The organism is Flagellimonas alvinocaridis (genome assembly GCF_965248585.1).
Classification (GTDB): domain Bacteria; phylum Bacteroidota; class Bacteroidia; order Flavobacteriales; family Flavobacteriaceae; genus Flagellimonas; species Flagellimonas alvinocaridis.
Genome location: NZ_OZ252111.1, coordinates 1,335,268 through 1,357,741, shown reverse-complemented (window position 1 = coordinate 1,357,741; position 22,474 = coordinate 1,335,268). Strand labels below are relative to the sequence as shown.

Genomic DNA, 22,474 nt, shown 5'->3' with positions numbered 1-22,474 from the left:
AGGACATTGCTTGGGAGTACTTGAACAATAGGGGCAACTCCACTCTGGCCAGGGCACATATCGATAGCTTTCAAAGGTTAAGCAAGGAAAAAGAATTGTCTTGGGGCATTGCAATGGCAAATTACCAATATGCGGTTTTGGAACGACAAATTGGAAACTATGATCAGGCCTTGACTCATATTGATGCCTACCTTACTCATTTTAGAACCCAACAAGACTCATTTTCCTTGGCGGACGGGCTTTACCAAAAAGCCATTATTTTGGATAATCTGGGCAACTTTGATGAAAGCTTGGGAATCTATTATGACATTCTAAAAATCTATGAAGCCCATGACAATCAATTCAGCATTGCCAATACGCTGAATGCCATGGGGGAAATCCTGAAAAAGACCGGGAAAGTGTCCGAAGCCATGGACCACTACCAAAGAGCCTTGGCAATTTTCACCACTTTGGGAAACAAACCGGAAATGGCCAATTGTCTTTTTAATATTGGAGATACTTACATGCTTCAAAATGAACATGGAAAGGCAGTGGACTACTTTAACCAAGCATTGGTTTTGGACCAAGAAACCAATAGTGACTGGGGCAAGGCCTTTGATTATGAAGCTCTGGGTAAAGTGTATGGGCGACAAAAAAAGTATGCCGAATCTTTGGAATACCACAAAAAAGCATTGGCTTTACGGGAAAAATTGGGTCAGCAGTTGGAACTCTCCATGAGCTACACACAAATAGGCGCCATTAATCTAGAAATGAACCAACTCATTGAAGCTGAAAAAAACATCCTTTCTGCCATAGCCATATCTGAAACCATCGGGGCACGGCCACAGCTTCAGGAAAATTTTGGTATCCTCTCCAGAATTTATGAACGCAAAGGTGATTTGAAAAAAGCGCTCGATTATAAAAATAGATTCATCACCTTGAAAGACAGTCTTTTCAATGAAGCCAAATCCAAGCAAATTGAAGAGCTACAGGTACGGTTTGATACCCAGAAAAAACAAGATGCCATCACTGCGCTTCAAAAAGATGCAGAAATAAGTGGGCTCAAGATACGGCAACAGAAAACGCTAAGAAACATTGTCATTGGGCTTGCCTTGGCCATAGTGTTATTTCTTCTGTTTGCTTTTAATCGGTACAAACAAGAGCAACGGGTGAAACAAGCCGATGAAGAAAAGAAACGCGCGGTTTTGGAAGAGCGCAAACGTACGGAGATTGAAAAGCAACGGGTTTCCGAACTCCAAAAAATAGATGCCCTTAAAGATGAGTTCCTTGCCAATACTTCCCACGAACTGCGTACCCCTTTGGTCGGTATTATTGGATTGACCGAATCCTTGAAGGACGGCATTGCCGGCAAACTACCCAAAGCTGCGCTGGAAAATCTGGATATGATTTCAAGTAGTGGCAAACGGTTGTCCCATTTGGTCAATGATATCTTGGATTTCTCAAAATTGAAAAACAACGATTTGTCCTTGGTTCGTCAAGCTGTGGATATACTTGCGGTATCCAATATTGTGCTACGTCTCTCGCAACCCTTGCTACAGGACAAAAATTTAAAGCTCATCAATTCAATCCCAAAAGATATTCCACCTGTGGATGCTGATGAAAACCGATTACAGCAAATCATGCACAACCTCATTGGCAACGCCATTAAGTTTACCGAGAAAGGATACATTACCCTATTTGCTGAGGTCAAGGACAATTTCGTGGCCATCTCGGTATCGGATACTGGAATTGGAATTTCCCAGGACAAGCAGCAAGCCATTTTCAATTCGTTTGAACAGGGCGATGGGTCCACACAAAGAACCTATGGAGGCACAGGACTTGGTCTTTCTGTCACCAAACAGCTGGTGGAGCTGCACGGAGGAACCGTTCAGGTTGAATCCAAACCGGGTAAAGGCTCCATATTTACATTTACCCTGCCCAAGAGCGATGTCACCCGAAAAGAGCTCAAACAAAGAACCCGAGATGCCCAGGATTATATTCAACCCATGGTTAAGGGAAACGAACGGCCAACCACAAAACGTAAAGTAGCCAAAGTGGAAGGGGAATCACCCACAATTCTTGTTGTGGACGATGAGCCGATCAATCGTAGGGTTTTGGAAAATCATCTTACCATAGCCGGATATGAAGTCATTGAGGCCAGTTCCGGTAAGGAGGCCCTGAAATTATTGGACAACAATACGCCGTTTCAGCTTATACTACTTGATATCATGATGCCGGGCCTGTCTGGTTACGAGGTATGTGAAAATATACGCATGAAACACACCGCCAGTGATTTGCCTATCATCTTACTCACCGCCAAAAACACGGTAAACGATCTTGTGATTGGATTTAAGGCAGGTGCCAATGATTATTTGACCAAACCATTTTCCAAAGGCGAGTTGTTGAGTCGAATCAAGACCCACATTAACCTGAACACCATCCATAGGGCCACATCCAAGTTTGTTCCATCGGAATTTGTGCAATCCGTTGGCAAGGAATCCATTACCGACATTAAACTGGGAGACCATATTGAAAAAAATGTTACGGTTCTTTTTTCTGATATTCGTGATTACACTTCCCTTTCGGAAGGAATGACCCCGGAACAGAATTTTAAATTTGTAAATGCCTATGTAGGTAGAATGGGGCCAATTATTAAGGAAAACGAAGGGTTCGTAAATCAATATTTAGGCGATGGCATTATGGCGCTGTTTCCCAAATCTCCAGAAAATGCCTTGGATGCCGCCATTGAAATGCAACGTACCCTTAGTCTCTATAACAAAAGAAGGGTGGAAGAAAAAGGGTACAAACCCTTATCCATTGGGGTTGGATTGCATACCGGTCCCTTGATCATGGGAATCATCGGGGATGACAAAAGAAATGATCCTGCCGTAATTGCCGACACCGTGAACAGTGCAGCACGGGTTGAGGGGGTTACCAAACACTTTGGGGCTAAAATCATTGTCAGCGAAAGCAGCATCAACACCATGAATGACGTTTCCGGATTCAATTTTAGATATCTGGGCAAAGTACGGGTAAAAGGCAAGCAAAAGGCCATTGAAATTTATGAATGTATTGACGGCGACAGTATCGAGAGCATCTCATTAAAACTGGAAACACTATCGCACTACAGAGAGGGTATCCAAGCATTTTATAAAGGCCTGTTCAATGAAGCATCCACTGCTTTTCAATGGGTCCTCTACAAAAATCCAGGAGACACAGTGGTTCAATACTTAAATGAACAAGCCAAAAAATATGCCGTAATCGGTGCGCCGGAGGGTTGGACCTCAGGTACCGTTATGCAGGAAAAATAATTCATATTTGACCCACATATTCAGGTTCCTTCGAATAAGTCAAGGCTGAATACTGCTGAAACCGCTTATCAATAGTTTGTTGAATATACTGGATTGATTCAGCTACTTCACCAGGTTCATTTTCCAAAATCGTTTTAAACCGTTTTTCCATACCTAAATAGTCCTCCACAAGAATATGGGGTCTAGCCGAATCCAATTGCATCGGCTCCTGTCCCTTCATTTTTCTATTTGGGTCATTACGATACAACAACCATTGTCCTGATGCTACTGCCGCTTTGTGGTATTTTGACGGATACTTCATATCAATACCATGAGCCGGACTATGGCAATAGGCAATGATGATGGATGGTCCGTCATGTTTTTCAGCTTCCAAGAAGGCTTGTAAGGTTTGTTCTTGGTCTGCCCCAATGGCCACGGAGGCCACATAGACATCGTCATACTGCATGGCCAAGAATCCTAAATCCTTTTTTTGTTTCTGTTTGCCTTTTGCCGCATATTTTGCAGTTGCCCCAAAAGGAGTGGCCTTTGACATCTGTCCGCCCGTATTGGAATATACCTCGTTGTCCAACACCAAAATGTTTACGTTCTTTCCGGATGCCAACACATGATCTAATCCGCCATAACCAATGTCATAGGCCCAACCATCACCACCAACAATCCATACACTCTTCTTTACCAGACTATCCACATCCTGTAATAACTGTTGTGCTTTGGGCATTTGCACTTTCTTCAGTACAGCCTTCAATTGTTCAATACGATTTCTTTGCTGGTTGATTTCACCCTCGGTGGTTTGCCTGGCATTTAAAATATCCCGAATCAATCGGTCTCCAATAAATCCCGAAAGCCTCTGAAGCCCTCTTCTGGCTTTCATTGCCTGCTGGTCCAAAGACAACCTAAAACCCAAACCAAATTCGGCATTGTCTTCAAACAAGGAGTTGGACCAAGCTGGTCCCTTGCCCTCTTTGGTTTTGCTCCACGGGGTAGTCGGAAGCGCACCTCCAAAAATAGAGCTCGCTCCAGTGGCATTGGCCACCAACAAACGATCACCAAACAATTGCGACATTAATTTTAAGTAAGGAGCCTGTCCACAGCCATCCTCCCCCAACGGGTACTTAAACAAGGGTTCTTGGAGTTGTTGCTGCCCTACTTCGGAGACATCAATCTTATCCCTATCCATCTCGGGTATGGCAGAAAAATAGTCCCAATGCTTCTTTTTTCTTTCTAAATTGGGTTTGCTATTGTTCATTACCAGAGCTTTTGCTGGACAAGCATCCACACAGTTATGACAACCCGTACACTGATCAGGATTTACCTGAATGGTGTAGTCCAACAAGTTGAAACCTTCCATATCGAACAACATTTTGGTAGATTTCCAGCCAGATGGAGCCTCATCCAATATTTTACCATCATAGGCTTTTATGCGAAGGGCCCCAGACGGACATGCCATACTGCAAGCGCCACACTGTATACACTGATCCGTGTTCCAACTGGGGAGTTCTTTGGCCAGTTCCCTGTCATTATATACTGAGGTTCCCGTTGGATAGGTTCCATCCACAGGGAGTAGACTCACTAAGGCTTCGTCCCCCTTTCCAGACAAAAGTCGGCCTAAAAGTGTTTGGGCAAAGTCTTCATCCTCCTTCAATTCCCGTTCGACATGTTGATCTATGGATGACGTATCCACTCTTTTAATTTCTTCACGCCTTACGGAAAAGATTTGATGGTTGGAAACAGGATTGCCCATCATCAAATAGCTGGCATGCAAAACGGAAATGTTTTCGCCACTATTCTTTATATATTCCGATAGTTTCTCACTGTTGACCGCATAGAACCTTACCTTCTTCTTTTGAATGGTCTTTTGGGTTTCCCCGGAAAGTGCATTCCACACTTCAGTGGGCTGGTCTTCGGATAGCACCACGACCACCCCTTGAAAGGCTACACGCTCCAAGACAGAGTCTTTTTCAAGAAATTGAAGATTTTCACAGGCCACAAAATCCGCATGGGACACCAAAAAAGGTGCTTTTATGGGCGAATTGGAGACCCGAAAGTGGGCCACATTTCGAGAGCTTGATTTTCTATAGTCACACTCCTCATAGCCTTGCACAAAATTGCCCTCCGTATTTCCCACATACTGCAAAAGATTCTTAAACTGCTCTGAAGTTTTTGGATTTTTAATCGAATAAAACAAGGCCTGACCACCAAAGGGAATGGTAACCTCCATTTCAGCTTTGGGAAGGCTCAAATGGGTCACATCGTCCGAAATGCCTACCGTAAAATTATTCTTCGGCACTTCTTGCTTTAAATTGCAGATGATGGATTTGACCATAGTGGGTGTAAATTCCTTGGAACCCAACCCATACCTACCTCCAATGATCTTAGGAAGGAAACCGTTTGCTTGGTTTTGCACCAAAGCTTGGGTCACATCCAAATACAAAGGTTCCCCTACGGAAGCAGGTTCTTTGGTACGGTCCAAAACGGCAATGGCCTTGCATGTCTCCGGTAGGCTTTTGATAAAGTGCTCCACACTGAAAGGTCGATACAATCGTACTTTTACCAGTCCAATTTTTTCACCTTGGGCATTTAGTTGACCTATAGTGGTTTCAATAGTCTCGGTACCTGAGGCCATGGCAATGATCACCTGTTCTGCTTGGGGATGTCCCACATACTCAAAAATGTGGTACTGCCTTCCGGTAAGCTGGGCAAATTCGTTCATTTTTTGCTGCACGATTTTCGGGCAGGCATTGTAATAGGTATTCACCGCTTCCCGACTTTGAAAAAACACATCGGGAGCTTGGGAGGTTCCCCTAATCACGGGAGCATTGGGATTCAACGCCTTGTCTTTGTGGGCTTGTATGGTTTCGACATCCATCATCTGTCCGATAACAGTATCGGATACCTTCTCTATTTTGGAAACTTCATGCGAAGTTCTAAAACCATCAAAAAAATGCACAAAAGGGATTCTTGATGCCAAGGATGCCGCTTGGGTAATCAGTGCAAAATCCATGGCTTCCTGAACCGAGGCCGAACCCAATAAGGCATATCCGGTATTGCGAACAGCCATGACATCGCTATGGTCGCCAAAAACGGATAAGGCATGTGTTGCCACAGATCTTGTGGCCACATGGATCACATTTGGGCTAAGTTCACCCGCTATTTTGTACATGTTGGGCATCATCAAAAGCAATCCTTGTGATGCCGTAAAGGTGGAGGTCAATGATCCTGTCTGCAAGGCACCGTGCATGGCCCCTGCCACACCGGCTTCGCTTTGCATTTCATAAACCGAAGGAACATTGCCAAAAATATTTTCGTGTTGATGGGCGCTCCATTCCTCTACCAGTTCAGACATTTCCGAAGATGGAGTAATGGGATAAATGGGAAATACCTCATTGGTACGATAGGCCACATGTGCTACGGCCTGATTTCCATTTACGATACTGTATTTCTGGTTTTGCATGGGAGCGAGGTAAAAAATTTGCTAGTTGGATAAAAAAATAAGCCGCTCATTTTTAGGCGGCTTATTTTTAATTGATCTTACTTTTCGAACTCGATGGTAACCGGAGTTGGGTTGGTTATCATATCGAATACGGGAGAGAATTGTGACAAAGCTCTCAATTGCTCTTCGGAAGCATCGGACTTCACTTTGAATTTCACAGTGATACCCTTGTATCCTTTGCGTACTTCTGGGTCAAGACCCAAGAATCCGTGAAGATCAGCTTCACCACTCAAGGTACTTTCCATACCTTCAATGTCAATACCGTTGGCAGCAGCATGATAGGCCATTGCACCAGTTAAACAGGAACCTAAAGCGTGCAAAATGATTTCTGCTGGGTTAGGTGCTTGATCCTTGCCCAAAAGTACCTCAACGTGGTCGGCCTCCAAGGTAAAGTCTCCTTTTCTGGTTGGATGCTCCTGCCCTACACCATAGTAATCTTGGATACTGGTCACACAATGACCTCCTTCGATCCAGTTGTTTTTGGCTCTGAACTCGAACTTGGCCAATTCTGGGGTTTCTTGTACTGCGTTGATCGTGTCTACTAGTTGATCTACGTTTACTCCGTTCTTAATGTTTGCTGTTGTAATCATGTTTTTAGATTTTTAAGATTAATTGATTAACATTTGCCTTAGTAGATGCATTTGCCGTGCCAAAAAATATAATAACTTAAAAATCAATTACTTACATACAAGAATACAAAGATCAATGCTTACGAAATTTCGTTGATTTATGAGATTTCGTTAGTAGATTTACGAGATTTCGTCAATTTAGACCGGTCTGGAGATTCCCAGCGCCTTTATTCTGGAGGTAAGTGTGGTGGGACGCAGTCCCAGAAGCGCTGCGGCGCCATTTTTCCCGGAAATCTTCCATTGGGATTTCTTTAGGGCGTTTAAAATATTCTGCTTTTCCAGCTGTATCAATTCTTGGGAAGTATAAATGTGTTCGCTCTTGGTCTTTGGCGTCATCTCCTGTGAAGGATTGGAATTTGGTATGATTTCTGACCAATCTATCCCACCGTTTTGGGAAACAATAACAGCCCTTTCGATAAGGTTTTGAAGTTCACGAACATTTCCAGTCCATCCATATTTCAAAAACAATTGCTGCTGTGCTGCGGTCAGCGGTTTGATTTTTCTACCCATTTTCTTGGAAAAGTATTCGATCATATCATCGGCAATCAAACAAACATCCCTTCCCCTATCCCGCAAAGCGGGAATTTCAATCGGAAATACGTTCAAGCGGTAGAACAGATCTTCCCTAAACTTACCTTCCTTGGACAGTTTCAACAAATCCCGATGGGTAGCAGCGATGATACGCACATTCACCTTTATGGTCGTTGAGCTTCCCACAGGATCAAACTCCCCCTCTTGGATCACCCGCAACAACTTGGGTTGGAGATCCAACGGAAGTTCTCCAATCTCATCCAGAAAAATGGTGCCCTTATCCGCCAATAAAAAGCGGCCCTTTCTGCTATTGGTCGCCCCTGTAAAAGCACCTTTTTCGTGTCCAAAAAGCTCGCTCTCTATCAAATTGGCCGGAATGGCCCCACAATTTATCCGAATCAGAGGGCCATTGCTCCTGGCGCTGGCTTCATGAATGGCCCGGGCCACCAATTCCTTTCCTGTACCTGTTTCGCCATGCACCAATACCGTAGCTTGGGTTTGGGCTACTTGTTGAATGAGCTCCAACACTTTTATCATGGAACTGTGTTCCGCAATAATTCCGTGGTCATGGGTCAACTCCTTGATCTCTTCCTGCAAATACTCAGTCTGACTTTCCAGGGAGGTGATTTTATTTTCGGCCAACAACCGATCCTCCATATTCCGAAGAATCAATGTGTAAAATGTATCAGTATCGTTTCCATAATGGCTCAATGTACCCTCATTGTGGGTTTCCTTTCCATTGGACCCAATAATCTTTACCATCCTGGGCAAATAGATGTTTGAGCCTTCCGCCCCATTCTGGCAGATGGATTCCAAGAGGTGGGCCGATTCCTCATCTAAAAAGAAAAGAACGTTCCGCTGGTCCACATCATCATTTTCCAATAGCTTTTTTGCAGAGTCGTTGGCCAAGAATATCCTAAAATTGGCATCGAACATCAGAATGGCATCCATAGCTCCATCAATCAAACCTATCATTTTGGAATTCGCCAATTCCAATTCCTTCTTTGATGAGGCCAAACGCTCTTGGACCCTATCGAGCTCCCTGTGTCTTTTGATTAGAACGGACATGATTCCTTTTACAAATCCACTGTTAGAATCCATCAATTCCTGAAAATGAGTGGTCTCTATTTTTAATAGAATGGTTTCTTCTTCCGCTGTGACCGATACTGATCGCGGTTTGCTGTCAATTAAGGCATATTCGCCAAAACATTCGCCCTTGTGGAGCTTTCCATATATATGGTCTTTATCATGCACCCTAACATGACCTTCCAAAATAACATACATGGCATCCCCCAGCTCCCCTTTTCTTATAATAGTCCTATTGATTGGGTATTGTTCCTCCAACCCATTTTTGCACAACTGTAACAACGACACCTTGTCCACTTCGGAAAAGAACGGGACTTCCTTTAAAAAATTCACCAAATCCATGAGTCGTGCCGAGGTCATTGTACGGTTACAAGAGGTTATAGATGAAATAAATATAGGGATTTGCAACATAAAACAAGCTTGATCAAAATCGCTTATTTCAATTTCATAAAAGAAACATATCTAGGTCTACCATAAATTAAACTGATGGTTTTTTATACTTTTATGCTTCAAATTTATAATTGATGACCATTACCCAACTTCAGTATGTACTTGCTGTTGCAGAACACAAGAATTTTACATTGGCCGCAGAGAAAAGTTATGTTACCCAGCCCACTTTGAGCATGCAGGTACAAAAATTGGAGGATGAACTGGGTGTTCTAATCTTTGATCGCAGCAAAAAACCTATTTCAATTACTGCCGTAGGTAAAAAAATAGTGGACCAAGCCAAAAATATTGTTGCCGAAGCGGAACGCATCAAAGACATTGTGGACCAGGACAAAGGATATATAGGCGGGGATTATACGTTGGGAATCATCCCAACGGTAATGCCTACTCTGCTCCCCATGTTCCTGAACACTTTCATTAAAAAATATCCCAAGGTAAACCTTATCATCAAAGAACAGCCCACAGATGTCATGATACGAAATATTTTGGATGGCCATTTAGATGCTGGGATTGCTGCTACCCCGCTAGAAATTGAGTTTATCAAAGAACGGCCTCTTTATTATGAGCCGTTCGTTGGGTATGTGCCCCAAAACCATAGATTATCACAAGAGCAACTCCTCTCAACAGAGCATCTTGATGTGAATGATGTGCTTCTTCTTCAGGATGGGCATTGTTTTAGGGATGGGGTCATTAATTTATGTAAGGCCTCCAAGAACATAGGTGGCGAAACGTTCAAAATTGAAAGCGGTAGTTTTGAAACCTTGGTGAGTTTGTCAGATGAAGGCATGGGCATGACCTTGCTCCCCTACCTGAACACTGTTCAATTGGATGCTGCCAAAAAACAAAATTTAAAGCCTTTCAAAAGCCCATCCCCTGCACGGGAAATTAGTCTGATCTACCACAAAAGCGAGCTTAAGATACAGATTACCGATGCTTTGAAAGAAGTCATTTCGGGTATCGTTCGCGGAGCCATCGCCTTTCAGGATGTAAAAATCATTAGTCCCTTGGCCAAAAACTAAAAGGGCCGCTTTTCAGCGGCCCTTGTTTTAGATTATGCTTTTAACAATAATAGTGTGGGTTGTAATTCTGGTTTATCCAAAATATAGAATTGTAACCAGATTTTAAGTTCTTCTATTTCACTTGGCAATAGCCTTGAAACAGCTTTCTTCAATTCTTTCGCGAAGAGTTTGGCATCAAAACTGACCTTTTGTAGGATTGTTTTGGTGTAATCTAACATAGCTCTGGGCATTGAATTTTGATTAAATTGGATTAAATGGTTGCACAACTAATTTAGAAAAAATCTTAATTGAATAACTCCACCCCCAGTTAAAAATTGGATAAATTCGTGTTAAATTCGATAAATGACCTTATGCATCTAAATTTCAAACCACTGATATATAGTATTTTACTCTGCTTTATCTGGCTTACCGGATGTACTTCCATAAAGAAAAGCATCAATGCCAATTTAAAAATTGAACTTCTTGAAAACTCGTTTCATGGTTTGGTTGTGATTGATGCTAAAACCGAAAAGACTATTTATGATGTAAATGGGGATCGTTATTTTCTTCCTGCCAGCAACACCAAGCTCGTTACTTTTTATACAGGGGTTAAAATGCTTCCGAAAAACATCCCAACCCTAAAATATGCTGTTGCCAACGATACCCTTTTTGTGGAAGGAACCGGAGACCCCTCATGGTTGCACCCCCATTTAAAAGACACTACAGCTATTAATTGGCTAAAAAAACAAGGGAGCATTGCTCTTTATCTCGGGAATATTGAAGAAGACAGATACGGACCCGGTTGGGCTTGGGAAGACTATGACACCTATTTTTCACCAGAAAAAGGGCCGATTCCCTTATATGCAAATGTGGTCACTCTTTCCATTGCGGACAGTTTGAGCGTTTCTCCGTCTTATTTTTCCAAAAATGTAATTGTGGCTGAAGCTCCAAAAAGACGAACTGAATTTGCCAATGAATTTTTTATCAGCCCTTCGGAAACAGACACTTTGGAAGTTCCTTATATGACTAGTAAAAAGCTTACCAAACAACTATTGGAAATTGCATTGGGAAAGGAAATTACGCTAGTGGACTACTTTCCAGATGTGCCTAAACAAACGCTTTATGGCATGGAGACCGATTCCATTTTTAAGCAAATGCTGTTCAAAAGCGATAATTTTTTAGCCGAACAATTGCTGGTGGCTGCCTCTTCAACCGTTTCGGATACATTAGGCACCAAAGTGGCCATAGAACATATGTTCGAGAACGATTATAGCGATTTAAGTCAAAAGCCCAGATGGGTAGATGGTTCAGGTTTATCCAGATATAATCTTTTTACACCCCGTTCCTTTGTTGAAATACTTGAAAAATTACACCGTGAGGTTCCTGAAGAACGTTTGTTCGGGATTGTACCCATGTGGGGACCATCCAGTACGGTAAAAGAATGGCAAGATCCCACAACAGAGCCTTTCTTATATGCGAAATCCGGGTCGTTTGGAAACAATTACAACTTGAGTGGTTATGTAAAGACAAAATCAGGAAAATTGCTCATCTTTAGTTTCATGAACAATCATTTTAAAATTTCTTCCAAGGAAATTCGAAAAACCATGTACAACACCTTAAAGGAGTTATATCTTAGGTATTGAGCAAATTGTGTATTTGCGCATATTGGAGCAACATTATGGTTTTGGCATCCTTGATTTCACCTGTTTCCACCTTACGCAGGGCCTTATCGAAATCCATTTCCAAAACTTCTATGTTTTCAGTTTCGTCCTCGGCCCCACCACCTTCACTCACTTTCATGGCGTCTGTATACTGCCCAATAAAAAAGTATAGTATCTCAGTGACCGACCCTGGGGACATATACGATTCAAATATTTTTTTCACCTTGTCTATCTTATATCCTGTCTCCTCTTCCACTTCCATTTTAATGGTCTCCTCGGCATTGCCCTTCTCCAAAAGTCCAGCACAAGCTTCGATCATCATCCCATCTTCATTCCCATTCAAGTAGGTGGGCATACGGAACTGCCGTGTAAGTACCACTTTTCCTTTTTGAGCGTTGTACAGTAAGATAACCGCACCATTGCCACGATCATAGGCCTCGCGAACCTGTGTCTCCCATTCACCATCGTCACGCAAATATTCAAAAGTCACTTTTTCCAAAGTGTACCAATTGTCCGAGAGCAATTCCCTACTGATGTTCCTGATGTTCCTGCTTTTCAATATAAGAAAGGATTAAACAATAAAAATACACTTTATCTATAAAAGCCTATGCTGTGTTATTACATTTCCCAAAGGGATAACATTATATTAATATCTTTGGAATGTATAGAACCATCAACCTAAATTCATTTATCCCATGCGCCCAATAGCTTCCTTTTTTTACCTTTCTCTTTTTCTATTGCTCAGTTGTAATGGGAATCCCAAAAAAGGAAGGGAAAATGACAAAAAACTCCCCCGAATTGCCATTGCCGGATTGGGAATTGAATCCAGCACCTTTTCTCCTGCATTGACCCATGAGGAAGCTTTTCATGCCAAAATTGGGGACTCCATCTTTGATCGCTACCCATTCTTGAACACAGATTCCCTAAACCGCGCACGGGCAGAATGGATTCCTACTTTAGTGGGCAAATCTTTGCCGGGAGGTACGGTAACACGGGAAGGTTATGAATCCTTGGTGACAAAAACACTCAAAATGTTGGAGGAGAACAAACCTTATGATGGATTATTTTTTGATATCCATGGCGCTATGAGTGTTGTGGGCATGGATGATCCAGAAGGTGACCTCATCCAACGTATACGTGCGGTTGTGGGTGCGGATGCACTCATATCCACATCCATGGATTTGCACGGAAATGTCTCCAAACGTTTGGCCCAACATACTGATTTAATCACCTGCTATCGTATGGCACCCCATGAAGATGCTATGGAATCCAAAAAGCGTGCTGTGGAAAACTTAGTTTCGCGCCTCGAAAACGGTAAAGGAAAACCAAAATACAAAGCTTGGATTCCCGTACCCATTTTGTTGCCTGGAGAAAAAACAAGTACCCGTGTTGAACCTGGAAAAAGTCTCTATGCAAAAGTGCCTGGGGTTGCCAATCAAGATGGTGTCATTGATGCTGCTATTTGGATCGGGTATGCGTGGGCCGATGAACCTAGAAACCATGCTGTGGTAATGGTGACTGGCGACGATAAGCAAAAAGTAAGCACGGGTGCCGAACAATTGGCCCAGAGTTTCTGGGAAGTTCGAAAAGAGTTTGAATTTGTGGCCCCCACCAAACCTTACGAAGAAGCTTTGGAACTTGCCCTAGCCAGTGACAAAAAACCCTTTATGATCAGTGATATGGGAGACAATCCCACAGCAGGTGGTGCCGGGGATGTTAGCTGGACCTTGACCGAATTGTTACAAAGAGAAGAGTTCCACAAAGAAAATGGAAAAACCCTTATTTACGCTTCCATTCCTGGACCGGAACTGATTGAGGAAGCAATAAAAGTAGGCATAGGCGGAACCGTGAGTGCATCGGTCGGTGCGCAAATCGATAATCGGTATGCCCCTCCTTTACTTCTGACCGGAGAGGTCATGGCCATAAAACAAGGTGATGTCCATGCCGAAACCGAGGTGGTGGTAAAAGTGGGCAATGCCAACGTAATTGTAACCAAAAAAAGAAAACCCTATCATAATGAATCCGACTTTACTGAACTGGGATTAAATCCAAGGGAAACGGATATTGTAGTCGTCAAAATTGGGTATTTGGTTCCCGAGCTGTACAATATGCGGGGCGATTGGATCATGGCCTTGACGCCCGGTGGTGTAGACCAAGATTTGGAACGTTTGGGACATAAAAGAATCATCCGTCCCATGTTCCCTTATGATGAAAATATGGACCTGCCTGACCTTTCGGCCAGATTGATTAAAGCTTCGGACCAACTGGATTAAACAGTTACCGTTTTATTCAAGTACTGCCGAAACGGGAGCATTTCCTTATATACTTCCACAATTTTCCCTTTAAAGTTTTCTTGATAGACTTCTTCTCTTCTCAACTCATGAACAACCGCAAACGTCTTGTTCCGCAATAAGTGGATGTGCGGATGGTCATTGGAAAATCCTTTTGGGGCATTGGTCAGTTTTTCATCTTCGTACAGACCACCAAACAGTTTTTTGAAAGAAGGTTTGTCCAATAGGGCCTGTAGTTCCTCTCCATTGTAATCTATCCCATCACGAATACTGCGAAGTGTCTTGGGTTCGGGTCGCCAAAACCCTCCGGCCAACATGCAGTGCTTTAATCCAATTTCGATGTAAAAATCAGCAGAATGGGGTGCTTTGTCAAGTCCTGCGCCAAAATGGTCCTTGTACACGGGCTTGTTGGGATGGAACATGAGATTATTGTTGATTCGGTTGATGCCCTTTTTCCCTGGAGTGGGATAATAATCGGAATGCAGTTGGGCCATGGTCAAATCCATATCATCCAACCAAACGACAAAATCACTCCGGAGGGATTTGTACCATTTCCGATTGGCATCCATCCATTCTTTGTTGTTGTTTTGTTGGAGTTCTTCCAGAAAGTGGAACAGGTCTGTAAAGTTCATGCTACGAACATAGGAAAAATACGCTTAACCGTTATTCGGACATCAGACATTAGACATCTAAAAAAAGATTTCTCGACTACGCTCGAAATGACATATAATTTAATCACTGAGCCTTGAGCCCAAACTCCTAAAAATTAAAACCTATTGTCCCCGTCCAGCAAATCCCCCAGACCGCCCAATAGGCTTCCTTCCCCTTTATCCTTCCCACCTCCTTTGGGAGCAGCGGCCCATACCCTACTGGCCAATCTGCTAAAAGGCAATGATTGAATATATACTGTTCCTGGACCTTGTAAGGTAGCAAAGAACAGTCCCTCACCACCAAAAACGGTATTCTTTATTCCGCCCACAAACTCAATATTATAATCCACCGTTTGTGAAAAACCAACAATACAACCGGTATCTACCCTTAAAATCTCACCCGGACCCAAGACTTTTTTGGCCATGGTACCTCCTGCGTGCACGAAGGCCATTCCATCACCTTCCAATTTTTGCATGATAAAACCTTCTCCTCCAAAAAGTCCTCTACCCAGACGTTTCGAAAACTCAATACCTACGGAAACTCCTTTTGCCGCACACAGAAATGCATCTTTTTGACAGATAAATTTTCCTCCTTTTTCGGAAAGATCAATAGGCACGATTTTGCCAGGGTAAGGAGAAGCAAAGCTTACCTGTTTTTTACCTTGCCCAACGTTCAGGAAAGCTGTCATAAAAAGGCTTTCCCCGGTGAGCAAACGTTTTCCTGCGGAGAACAATTTGCCCAAAACTCCAGAGTCTTGGTTGGAACCATCTCCAAAAATGGTCTCCATTTTAATATCGGAATCCATCATCATAAAACTGCCGGCCTCGGCCACAACAGCTTCTTGGGGGTCGAGTTCAATCTCTACATATTGCATTTCTTCCCCGTAAATGTGATAGTCTATTTCGTGTGCGTTCATTTTCTATTGTTTTAATTTCTAACTATATGTTGAAGACCTAAACAATTTGTTACAAAAAGAACTCAACTTTTCAACTTCACCGTCCACTCAAAGTGAAAGGTGGAGACTTCCACCCCATCAGCATTCACGCCCACCGATTTCATCCAACAGGTCTGCCCCTCTCCAGTAGCTATCGTTTTTTGGATGGCATCGGCAATCAAATGACCCTCCTCGCACGTAAAAGTGATGCGTCCCGTGGCCTTTTTGGTAAAAACGGCCTTGTTATTGGCCACAAGCATGGAGATTTTTTCACCACTTTTTTGGATTTCGTTCATGACCAAGGCCCCAGTGCTAAGCTCTGCCGCCATACCTTGCACGGCCCAAAACATGGATTTAAATGGATTTTGATTGATCCACCGATGTTTTACAGTGGTCATTGCCTTCTGCTCATCTATATATGTCAATCGAATTCCCGTCCACCATGCAGAGGGGAGCTTAAAGAAGGTAAATGTGTTGATTTTACTGGGTGTCAGTGCCATACCATTAATTTAGGAAGCCTAAAAATAATCAAATTTGAAATGATTTTACATTGTTAAAAAAATGTTAATTTATAGTACTTTGTTTTGCATAGTACCATCTTTTGGATATATATTTGCATCGTAAGCTAATAGGTAAACCAATTTGTATATCAAAAATCATCAATCAAAAATGGCTGCAACATTAACCAAACACGAACGAAATTTATCTGCGATCATACACGCATCCACCTTTTCAAAGTACTTTATTCCCTTTGGGAACTTTATACTTCCTTTGATCTTGTGGACCGCCAATAAGAAAGAGCATGAATTTGTGGACTACAACGGTAAGCAAGCGCTCAATTTTCAGATGAGCATGCTCCTCTACTCTATTGTCGCTGGTCTGATAAGCATTCCCTTTTTTATTGGTGCTTTGCCAGATTTGTTCGATTGGGACTTTTTGGGCATCCATAGATTGAGTGACCTCAACAACCTGAATATCCATATAGACAGTGACAACTTTAGGCTTGGACGGTTGTTTTGGCCTGCAGGTATCAGTGGAGTAATCCAAGTGGGATTGGCTTTGGTGAACATCGTGTATTCTATCCTGGCCACTATTAGAACCAACGAAGGAGAATATTTTAAGTATCCTTTCACTATAAAATTCATCAAATAGTCAAAAAAAAAAGGAGTTTAATCATCAATCAAAAAACGAACAATTCATCAATCAATCATCAATCAAAAACCGTTTCCACTCCCCTGCTCATCACAGGGGACTGGAGTGGAAACAAAAGCGAACAGTTAATTTAATAGAACCATGAAGTTATGAACATAGAAAACACAAAAGCACAGATGCGCAAGGGGGTTCTGGAATACTGTATCCTGTCCATCCTAAAGGATGATGACAAGTATGCATCGGAAATTCTAGAGGCCTTGAAAGACGCCAAGATGCTGGTAGTGGAAGGGACCATTTACCCTTTGTTGACGAGGTTGAAAAATGCTGGGCTGCTCAACTATCGTTGGGAAGAGTCCACATCGGGACCTCCACGGAAATATTACGCCCTAACAGAAACGGGCCGTTTGTTCCTCAAAGAACTCAACGGTACTTGGGACGAACTAAGAAGCGCAGTGAATTTGGTAACCAACACTAAATAAGAATCTAAAATGAACAAGACAGTAAATATAAATTTGGCCAATACGCTCTTCCACATAGACGATGATGCGTATAACAAGCTAGGACGCTATCTCGAGTCCATAAAACGGTCGTTTGCCGGAACTCCCGGAAGCGATGAGATCATAGCCGATATTGAAGCGCGGATTGCCGAGCTCTTTTTGGAGAAAATGGAAAATGAAAGACAGGTCATTACCCAAAAACAAGTGGATGAGGTGATCAATGTCATGGGGCAACCCGAAGACTATATGGTGGACGAGGATATTTTTGAGGATGAACCCAAAAAGACCTACGAGCGCACCACCACCCGTTCCAAAAAACTATATAGGGACATCGATGAAAAATACATTGGTGGGGTCTGTGCCGGTCTGGAACACTATTTAGGCTTTGATGCGCTATGGATTCGGTTGATCTTTATCCTTTTGGCAGTATTCACCGGTTTTGGATTAATCGCCTACATCCTTCTTTGGATTTTGGTGCCCGAAGCTGCCACAACCTCGCAAAAATTGGATATGCGGGGAGAGCCTGTCAACATCAGCAATATAGAACGCAAGGTTAAAGAGGGGTTTGGTGATGTTGCCGACAAGGTAAAAAATGTTGACTACGAGAAAGTGGGCAACAAGGTCAAAAGCAGCTCCAAGACCTTTTTCGATGCTATTGGTGACATTATCATGTTCCTGTTCAAAGTATTTGGCAAGTTCATAGGTATTTTGTTGATCATCATCGGTGCATCCACTTTAATCGGATTATTTGTGGCTCTCTTTACGGTAGGCATGTTCAACGCAGTAAACTTTCCTGGAGTGGATTTCTACGAAATCGTGAACACCACCGGGGCTCCAGTTTGGGTAGTTTCCTTGTTGCTGTTCTTTGCTATTGGCATCCCATTCTTCTTTATCCTTTACTTGGGACTGAAGATTTTGGTGAACAATCTGAAATCTATCGGTAACATAGCAAAGTTCTCACTTTTAGGGCTTTGGTTGATTGCCGTAGGCTCCCTGTTTGCTTTGGGAGTTCGCCAAGCAGCCGAATTTGCCAATGTGGGGAGTGTTCATGAAGATCGTGTAATGGTGATGGAAAATCCCACGGACACTTTATTCATCAGCATGAAAGATACAGGATACCAATATGGTATGGAAGATGTACACTTTGGGCGTATGACCTTTACATATGATCAGGACGACAACAGAATACTGATTTCTGACGAGGTGGATATTAAAATCCGTAGGTCAGATGATGAACAGGTGAAAATCAATATCCGTAAAGATTCCCAAGGAAGCTCCGTACGGGCGGCCAGGGACAGGGCCAAAAATGTCAACTTTGGCTATGAAATCATCGGAAACCAAATAATCTTGGACGAACATTTAACCACCGATGTTTCCAACAAGGCCAGAAATCAAGAGGTTACGGTCACTATTTACGTTCCGGAAGGCAAAACCGTGTTCTTTAGAGAATCTACCCATGGCCATATTGGACGTGGTATAGAAAATGACAAAGAATATTACCGAAGCAGTATTGTGGGGTATACTTGGGTCATGGGCAGCGATGGGGAGCTCAAGTGCCAAGATTGTCCAGAAGATGATGATGAAGAAAACCCTGATGAAAATGAAGAGGGGGGCAAAATCATCATTAATGAAGATGGGGTGAACATCGACATTAAGGATAAGCACGATTCCTTTGAAATGAAAATTGATGAGGATGGCATTAAAGTGAAGGCCGGTGAGAAAAATAACAATTGAGCAATTCTTTTTAACAGTTGGGTAAGCTTTCCTACCCCAAATGGAAAGCAAATACGAGTTTTACACTGAAATAAATAAGTACAATCATCAATCAAATCACGAACAGTCCCTGAACTGGGGCAAAAAACAACAACCATGACTACACTAGCAAGATTAGCAATCTCAGCACTTTTTTCCTTATTTGCATCCTCATGTATGATGGACATCAACTTTGGAAGCGGTAAAAAAGGAAACGGCCAAGTGGTGGAAGAGACCCGAAACGTATCTGAAGACTTTACCATGATCTCCGCATCAGAAGGTTTGGATGTATACGTTACCCAGGATAGAGATTTTAAAATCTCTGTAGAAGCGGATGAAAATATCATTGACCTGATCGCCACAGACGTTAGAGATGGTAGATTGAAAATACATACCATTGAAAACATTGGCAGGGCCACTAAAAAAATATATGTGTCCCTTCCTGAAATTACGGCTTTGGAAAGTTCCAGCGGTGCAGACCTGATTGTTCAAAATGTCGTTGAAAGCAAAAAAATCGAGTTGGAAGCCAGTAGTGGGTCTGACCTGCAAGTAGAGCTTGTTGCCGAAGAAGTCTCTGCCGAAGCCAGCAGCGGTGCAGATATTCAAATTTCTGGAAAATCAGATGTACTTTATGCAAATGCCAGTAGTGGTGCAGACATTAAAGCCAAGGAACTGATCACCAAAAGATGCAATGCAGATGCCAGTAGTGGCTCCGACATTTCGGTAAACGTAACCGAATCATTGGTTGCAGATGCCAGTAGCGGTGCAGATATATCGTACACGGGTGAGGCCAGTGTACAGACAAAAAAATCGGTCTCAGGGAGTGTACACAAATACTAACCAGACCAAACCATCCAAAATCTGGAAAACCCGCTGAAACTTCAGCGGGTTTTTGCTTTTAAAACATCTTATGTGGTTATCTTAGCAGGTCTAAAACTTTTGTATAAATGCATATTGAAATCAAGAAATATGTGTTGCAATTGCAACACCCTTTTGGGATATCAAGAGAAACCCATGTGACCCAAGACACCATGATCGTCTGTCTTACGCTCAATGGGAAAACAGGATATGGTGAAGCCACTTCCAACCCCTATTACAAGATTACCGTGGAAAGCATGAAGACTGAAATTGAAGCGGTTCAAAACAACATAGAAACCTACGATTTTGATACACCCGAGAACTTCCATACATTTCTAAAAAGCCTAGGGCTGCAAAACTTCACCCTATGTGCCATGGATTTGGCGGCCAATGATCTGTATGGAAAATTACAAGGAAAACCTTTATATGAAATTTGGGGCACCAATACGTCATACTATCCTATCACCAACTACACCATTGGCATTGACACCATTCCCAAAATGGTTGAAAAACTACAGGAAAAACCATGGCCTGTCTACAAAATAAAGTTGGGCACTTCGGATGATGTTGCCATTGTGAGGGAACTGCGCCAACACACCGATAGTATTTTCCGAATCGATGCCAATTGCGCATGGACCGCCGAAGAAACTTTGAAAAATGCTCCCCTCTTAAAAGATTTAGGGGTAGAGTTTTTGGAACAACCGCTAAAGGCAGATGATTGGGAAGGCATGGAAAAAGTAAAAAAGGAATGTGTTCTTCCTGTCATTGCCGATGAAAGTTGTATTGTGGAAAGCGATGTTGAAAATTGTGGTGGCTACTTTGATGGCATCAACATAAAATTGACAAAATGTGGTGGCCTGACCCCCGCCCGACGCATGATCCAAAAAGCCAAAGAACTGGGATTAAAAGTAATGGTTGGTTGTATGACAGAGTCCACAGTGGGGATATCGGCCATAGCACAACTGCTTCCGCAACTGGATTATGTGGATATGGATGGCCCTCTACTATTAAAAGAAGACATTGCGCAAGGCGTACAAATTCTGGAGGATGGCAAACTCATTTTCCCCGAGCTACCCGGTAGCGGAATACAATTGTTGTAATGGCCCTACCACTTGATCGTATACCCGACCGGACTATAGTTGTTGACGATAAAGAATATCTCTATTTTGGTGGCACTTCATATTTGGGGCTGCAGTCCCATCCCCCTTTTATTGAGCTATTTTTAAAGAACGTGCAACAGTATGGTCTACATTATGGAGCATCCCGAAAATCCAATGTAAGGTTGGAAGTATACCGTAAGGCCGAGGATTTTTTAGGGAATTGGGTAGATAGTGAGGACTGCATAACTCTATCGTCGGGATATTTGGCTGCCCAATTGGTGGTACAAACCCTATTACAAAAGGGGCACTCGGTTATTGCTGCGCCAAACGCCCATACAGCACTTTTGACCGATAAAATTATTATGACCAATAGTGTTGAAGATTTGCAGGATCAGGTTTCCAAAAGTCTGGGACAACGGCTTGGCCCTGCCCCTGTCATTCTTTTTGATACCATTGATTTTTCAGGAGGACAATTCCCGAATTTTGAAACACTGCTAGGGCTTCCAATGGACAAAGTTATTTTGGTAGGAGATGATTCTCACGGTATAGGTCTTGTGGGAAATGAAGGAAGTGGCTGCTATGCCATGTTGAAACAATTAAACCCCTTTCAGCTTATCGTCTGTTGTTCTTTGGGAAAAGGTTTGGGAATCCAATCGGGAGCCATATTTGGTACTAAAAGCACCATTGAAATGTTTGGAAATACTGCTTTTTTTGGAGCAGCCAGTCCAACCTCCCCAGCATTTATGGGTACGCTTATGGAAGCAAGGACCATATATAATGAGCGAAGGAATATAGTGATGGAGCATTTAAAAATGTTTGAGGACAGCTATACTTTTTCAACACCGTTCAGCCATTTGGCCGGCCACCCTACTTTTGAGTTCTGTAACCCATCGCTGGCTCAATTTTTAAAGGACCATGGTTTTATTTTCACGAATTTCAATTATCCTGATGAAAATGGACCTATAATCAGTAGAATTGTCTTGAGTGCCTACCATAGCAAGGAAGATGTACAAAAACTTATAACCTGCTTGAACAGTTTTAAACCGTAGGTATGTTTTGCCAATTATTCCCCGTCCATCAATGGGTCAAACTAAATAATTAAATAAA

General features: G+C 42.6%; 18 protein-coding genes. 10 read left to right on the top strand and 8 right to left on the bottom strand.

Features of this window, described 5'->3' with window-relative positions:
* Positions 1-20 precede the first annotated feature (20 nt).
* Positions 21-3,290, top strand: a complete 3,270-nt coding sequence (locus ACP14V_RS06150) for an ATP-binding protein (RefSeq protein ID WP_272609784.1) — start codon at positions 21-23, stop codon at positions 3,288-3,290.
* A gap of 1 nt (position 3,291) precedes the next feature.
* Here the strand turns inward: ACP14V_RS06150 and ACP14V_RS06145 are convergent, their stop codons facing one another.
* The 3 genes from ACP14V_RS06145 to ACP14V_RS06135 form a co-directional block, all read right to left on the bottom strand.
* Entirely contained in the window at positions 3,292-6,741 is a 3,450-nt protein-coding gene (locus ACP14V_RS06145; RefSeq protein WP_272609783.1) for a 4Fe-4S binding protein, read from the bottom strand.
* A 77-nt stretch (positions 6,742-6,818) separates the two neighbouring features.
* Positions 6,819-7,370, bottom strand: a complete 552-nt coding sequence (locus tag ACP14V_RS06140; RefSeq protein WP_272609782.1) for an OsmC family protein — start codon at positions 7,368-7,370, stop codon at positions 6,819-6,821.
* 177 nt (positions 7,371-7,547) lie between these two features.
* A complete protein-coding gene (locus tag ACP14V_RS06135) occupies positions 7,548-9,386 on the bottom strand; it encodes a sigma 54-interacting transcriptional regulator (protein WP_272609781.1) in 1,839 nt (612 codons plus the stop codon).
* Positions 9,387-9,550: 164 nt separating this feature from the next.
* Here ACP14V_RS06135 and ACP14V_RS06130 point away from each other — a divergent pair, with 164 nt between their 5' ends.
* Positions 9,551-10,492, top strand: coding sequence for a hydrogen peroxide-inducible genes activator (locus ACP14V_RS06130; protein WP_272609780.1), 942 nt, complete (start codon positions 9,551-9,553; stop codon positions 10,490-10,492).
* A gap of 32 nt (positions 10,493-10,524) precedes the next feature.
* Here the strand turns inward: ACP14V_RS06130 and ACP14V_RS06125 are convergent, their stop codons facing one another.
* The gene (locus ACP14V_RS06125; RefSeq protein ID WP_136566083.1) at positions 10,525-10,722 is read right to left on the bottom strand and encodes a hypothetical protein; all 198 of its coding nucleotides are present in this window, start codon (positions 10,720-10,722) and stop codon (positions 10,525-10,527) included.
* 120 nt (positions 10,723-10,842) lie between these two features.
* Between ACP14V_RS06125 and ACP14V_RS06120 the strand changes: the two genes are divergently transcribed.
* Positions 10,843-12,114: a D-alanyl-D-alanine carboxypeptidase gene (locus ACP14V_RS06120; protein WP_272609779.1), complete on the top strand. Its 1,272-nt coding sequence runs from the start codon at positions 10,843-10,845 to the stop codon at positions 12,112-12,114.
* Here ACP14V_RS06120 and ACP14V_RS06115 read toward each other — a convergent pair.
* Positions 12,104-12,691 carry an NUDIX domain-containing protein gene (locus ACP14V_RS06115; protein ID WP_272609778.1) on the bottom strand — a complete coding sequence of 196 codons (588 nt, stop codon included), beginning with the start codon at positions 12,689-12,691 and terminating at the stop codon, positions 12,104-12,106. The genes ACP14V_RS06120 and ACP14V_RS06115 overlap by 11 nt on opposite strands.
* Before the next feature lie 136 nt (positions 12,692-12,827).
* On the opposite strand from ACP14V_RS06115, the gene ACP14V_RS06110 reads away from it, so the two are divergent.
* A complete protein-coding gene (locus ACP14V_RS06110) occupies positions 12,828-14,405 on the top strand; it encodes a M81 family metallopeptidase (protein WP_272609777.1) in 1,578 nt (525 codons plus the stop codon).
* On the opposite strand, the gene ACP14V_RS06105 is transcribed toward ACP14V_RS06110, so the two are convergent.
* The 3 genes from ACP14V_RS06105 to ACP14V_RS06095 all read right to left on the bottom strand — a co-directional run bounded on the left by ACP14V_RS06105 (position 14,402) and on the right by ACP14V_RS06095 (position 16,508).
* Complete coding sequence (locus tag ACP14V_RS06105) at positions 14,402-15,055, bottom strand: DUF2461 domain-containing protein (protein WP_272609776.1); 654 nt, start codon at positions 15,053-15,055, stop codon at positions 14,402-14,404. The two genes, ACP14V_RS06110 and ACP14V_RS06105, sit on opposite strands and share 4 nt — an antisense overlap.
* Positions 15,056-15,189: 134 nt before the next feature.
* Positions 15,190-15,990, bottom strand: coding sequence for a TIGR00266 family protein (locus ACP14V_RS06100; protein WP_136566078.1), 801 nt, complete (start codon positions 15,988-15,990; stop codon positions 15,190-15,192).
* Between the two features lie 62 nt (positions 15,991-16,052).
* On the bottom strand, positions 16,053-16,508 hold the full coding sequence (locus tag ACP14V_RS06095) for a DUF4442 domain-containing protein (RefSeq protein ID WP_272609775.1): 456 nt from the start codon (positions 16,506-16,508) through the stop codon (positions 16,053-16,055).
* Positions 16,509-16,677: 169 nt separating this feature from the next.
* Here ACP14V_RS06095 and ACP14V_RS06090 point away from each other — a divergent pair, with 169 nt between their 5' ends.
* The 6 genes from ACP14V_RS06090 (at position 16,678) to ACP14V_RS06065 (ending at position 22,416) form a co-directional block, all read left to right on the top strand.
* A complete protein-coding gene (locus ACP14V_RS06090) occupies positions 16,678-17,160 on the top strand; it encodes a DUF4870 domain-containing protein (RefSeq protein WP_272609774.1) in 483 nt (160 codons plus the stop codon).
* 149 nt (positions 17,161-17,309) lie between these two features.
* The gene (locus ACP14V_RS06085) at positions 17,310-17,639 is read left to right on the top strand and encodes a PadR family transcriptional regulator (protein ID WP_272609773.1); all 330 of its coding nucleotides are present in this window, start codon (positions 17,310-17,312) and stop codon (positions 17,637-17,639) included.
* Positions 17,640-17,648: 9 nt separating this feature from the next.
* Positions 17,649-19,391, top strand: a complete 1,743-nt coding sequence (locus ACP14V_RS06080; protein WP_272609772.1) for a PspC domain-containing protein — start codon at positions 17,649-17,651, stop codon at positions 19,389-19,391.
* A gap of 135 nt (positions 19,392-19,526) precedes the next feature.
* Positions 19,527-20,249, top strand: a complete 723-nt coding sequence (locus ACP14V_RS06075) for a head GIN domain-containing protein (protein ID WP_272609771.1) — start codon at positions 19,527-19,529, stop codon at positions 20,247-20,249.
* A 107-nt stretch (positions 20,250-20,356) separates the two neighbouring features.
* Positions 20,357-21,367 carry a dipeptide epimerase gene (locus ACP14V_RS06070; protein WP_272609770.1) on the top strand — a complete coding sequence of 337 codons (1,011 nt, stop codon included), beginning with the start codon at positions 20,357-20,359 and terminating at the stop codon, positions 21,365-21,367.
* Positions 21,367-22,416 (top strand): pyridoxal phosphate-dependent aminotransferase family protein, encoded by a 1,050-nt coding sequence (locus ACP14V_RS06065; RefSeq protein ID WP_272609769.1) that lies wholly within the window; start codon positions 21,367-21,369, stop codon positions 22,414-22,416. Before ACP14V_RS06070 ends, ACP14V_RS06065 begins: the two co-directional genes overlap by 1 nt.
* Positions 22,417-22,474 lie beyond the last annotated feature (58 nt).

Bases quoted from the DNA above. Each gene is read 5' to 3' on its own strand.
- ACP14V_RS06145 (WP_272609783.1), bottom strand. From the start codon at position 6,741: ATGCAAAACCAGAAATACAGTATCGTAAATGGAAATCAGGCCGTAGCA.
- ACP14V_RS06140 (WP_272609782.1), bottom strand. From the start codon at position 7,370: ATGATTACAACAGCAAACATTAAGAACGGAGTAAACGTAGATCAACTA.
- ACP14V_RS06135 (WP_272609781.1), bottom strand. From the start codon at position 9,386: ATGACCTCGGCACGACTCATGGATTTGGTGAATTTTTTAAAGGAAGTC.
- ACP14V_RS06130 (WP_272609780.1), top strand. From the start codon at position 9,551: ATGACCATTACCCAACTTCAGTATGTACTTGCTGTTGCAGAACACAAG.
- ACP14V_RS06125 (WP_136566083.1), bottom strand. From the start codon at position 10,722: ATGCCCAGAGCTATGTTAGATTACACCAAAACAATCCTACAAAAGGTC.
- ACP14V_RS06120 (WP_272609779.1), top strand. From the start codon at position 10,843: ATGCATCTAAATTTCAAACCACTGATATATAGTATTTTACTCTGCTTT.
- ACP14V_RS06110 (WP_272609777.1), top strand. From the start codon at position 12,828: ATGCGCCCAATAGCTTCCTTTTTTTACCTTTCTCTTTTTCTATTGCTC.
- ACP14V_RS06105 (WP_272609776.1), bottom strand. From the start codon at position 15,055: ATGAACTTTACAGACCTGTTCCACTTTCTGGAAGAACTCCAACAAAAC.
- ACP14V_RS06100 (WP_136566078.1), bottom strand. From the start codon at position 15,990: ATGAACGCACACGAAATAGACTATCACATTTACGGGGAAGAAATGCAA.
- ACP14V_RS06095 (WP_272609775.1), bottom strand. From the start codon at position 16,508: ATGGCACTGACACCCAGTAAAATCAACACATTTACCTTCTTTAAGCTC.
- ACP14V_RS06090 (WP_272609774.1), top strand. From the start codon at position 16,678: ATGGCTGCAACATTAACCAAACACGAACGAAATTTATCTGCGATCATA.
- ACP14V_RS06085 (WP_272609773.1), top strand. From the start codon at position 17,310: ATGAACATAGAAAACACAAAAGCACAGATGCGCAAGGGGGTTCTGGAA.
- ACP14V_RS06080 (WP_272609772.1), top strand. From the start codon at position 17,649: ATGAACAAGACAGTAAATATAAATTTGGCCAATACGCTCTTCCACATA.
- ACP14V_RS06075 (WP_272609771.1), top strand. From the start codon at position 19,527: ATGACTACACTAGCAAGATTAGCAATCTCAGCACTTTTTTCCTTATTT.
- ACP14V_RS06070 (WP_272609770.1), top strand. From the start codon at position 20,357: ATGCATATTGAAATCAAGAAATATGTGTTGCAATTGCAACACCCTTTT.
- ACP14V_RS06065 (WP_272609769.1), top strand. From the start codon at position 21,367: ATGGCCCTACCACTTGATCGTATACCCGACCGGACTATAGTTGTTGAC.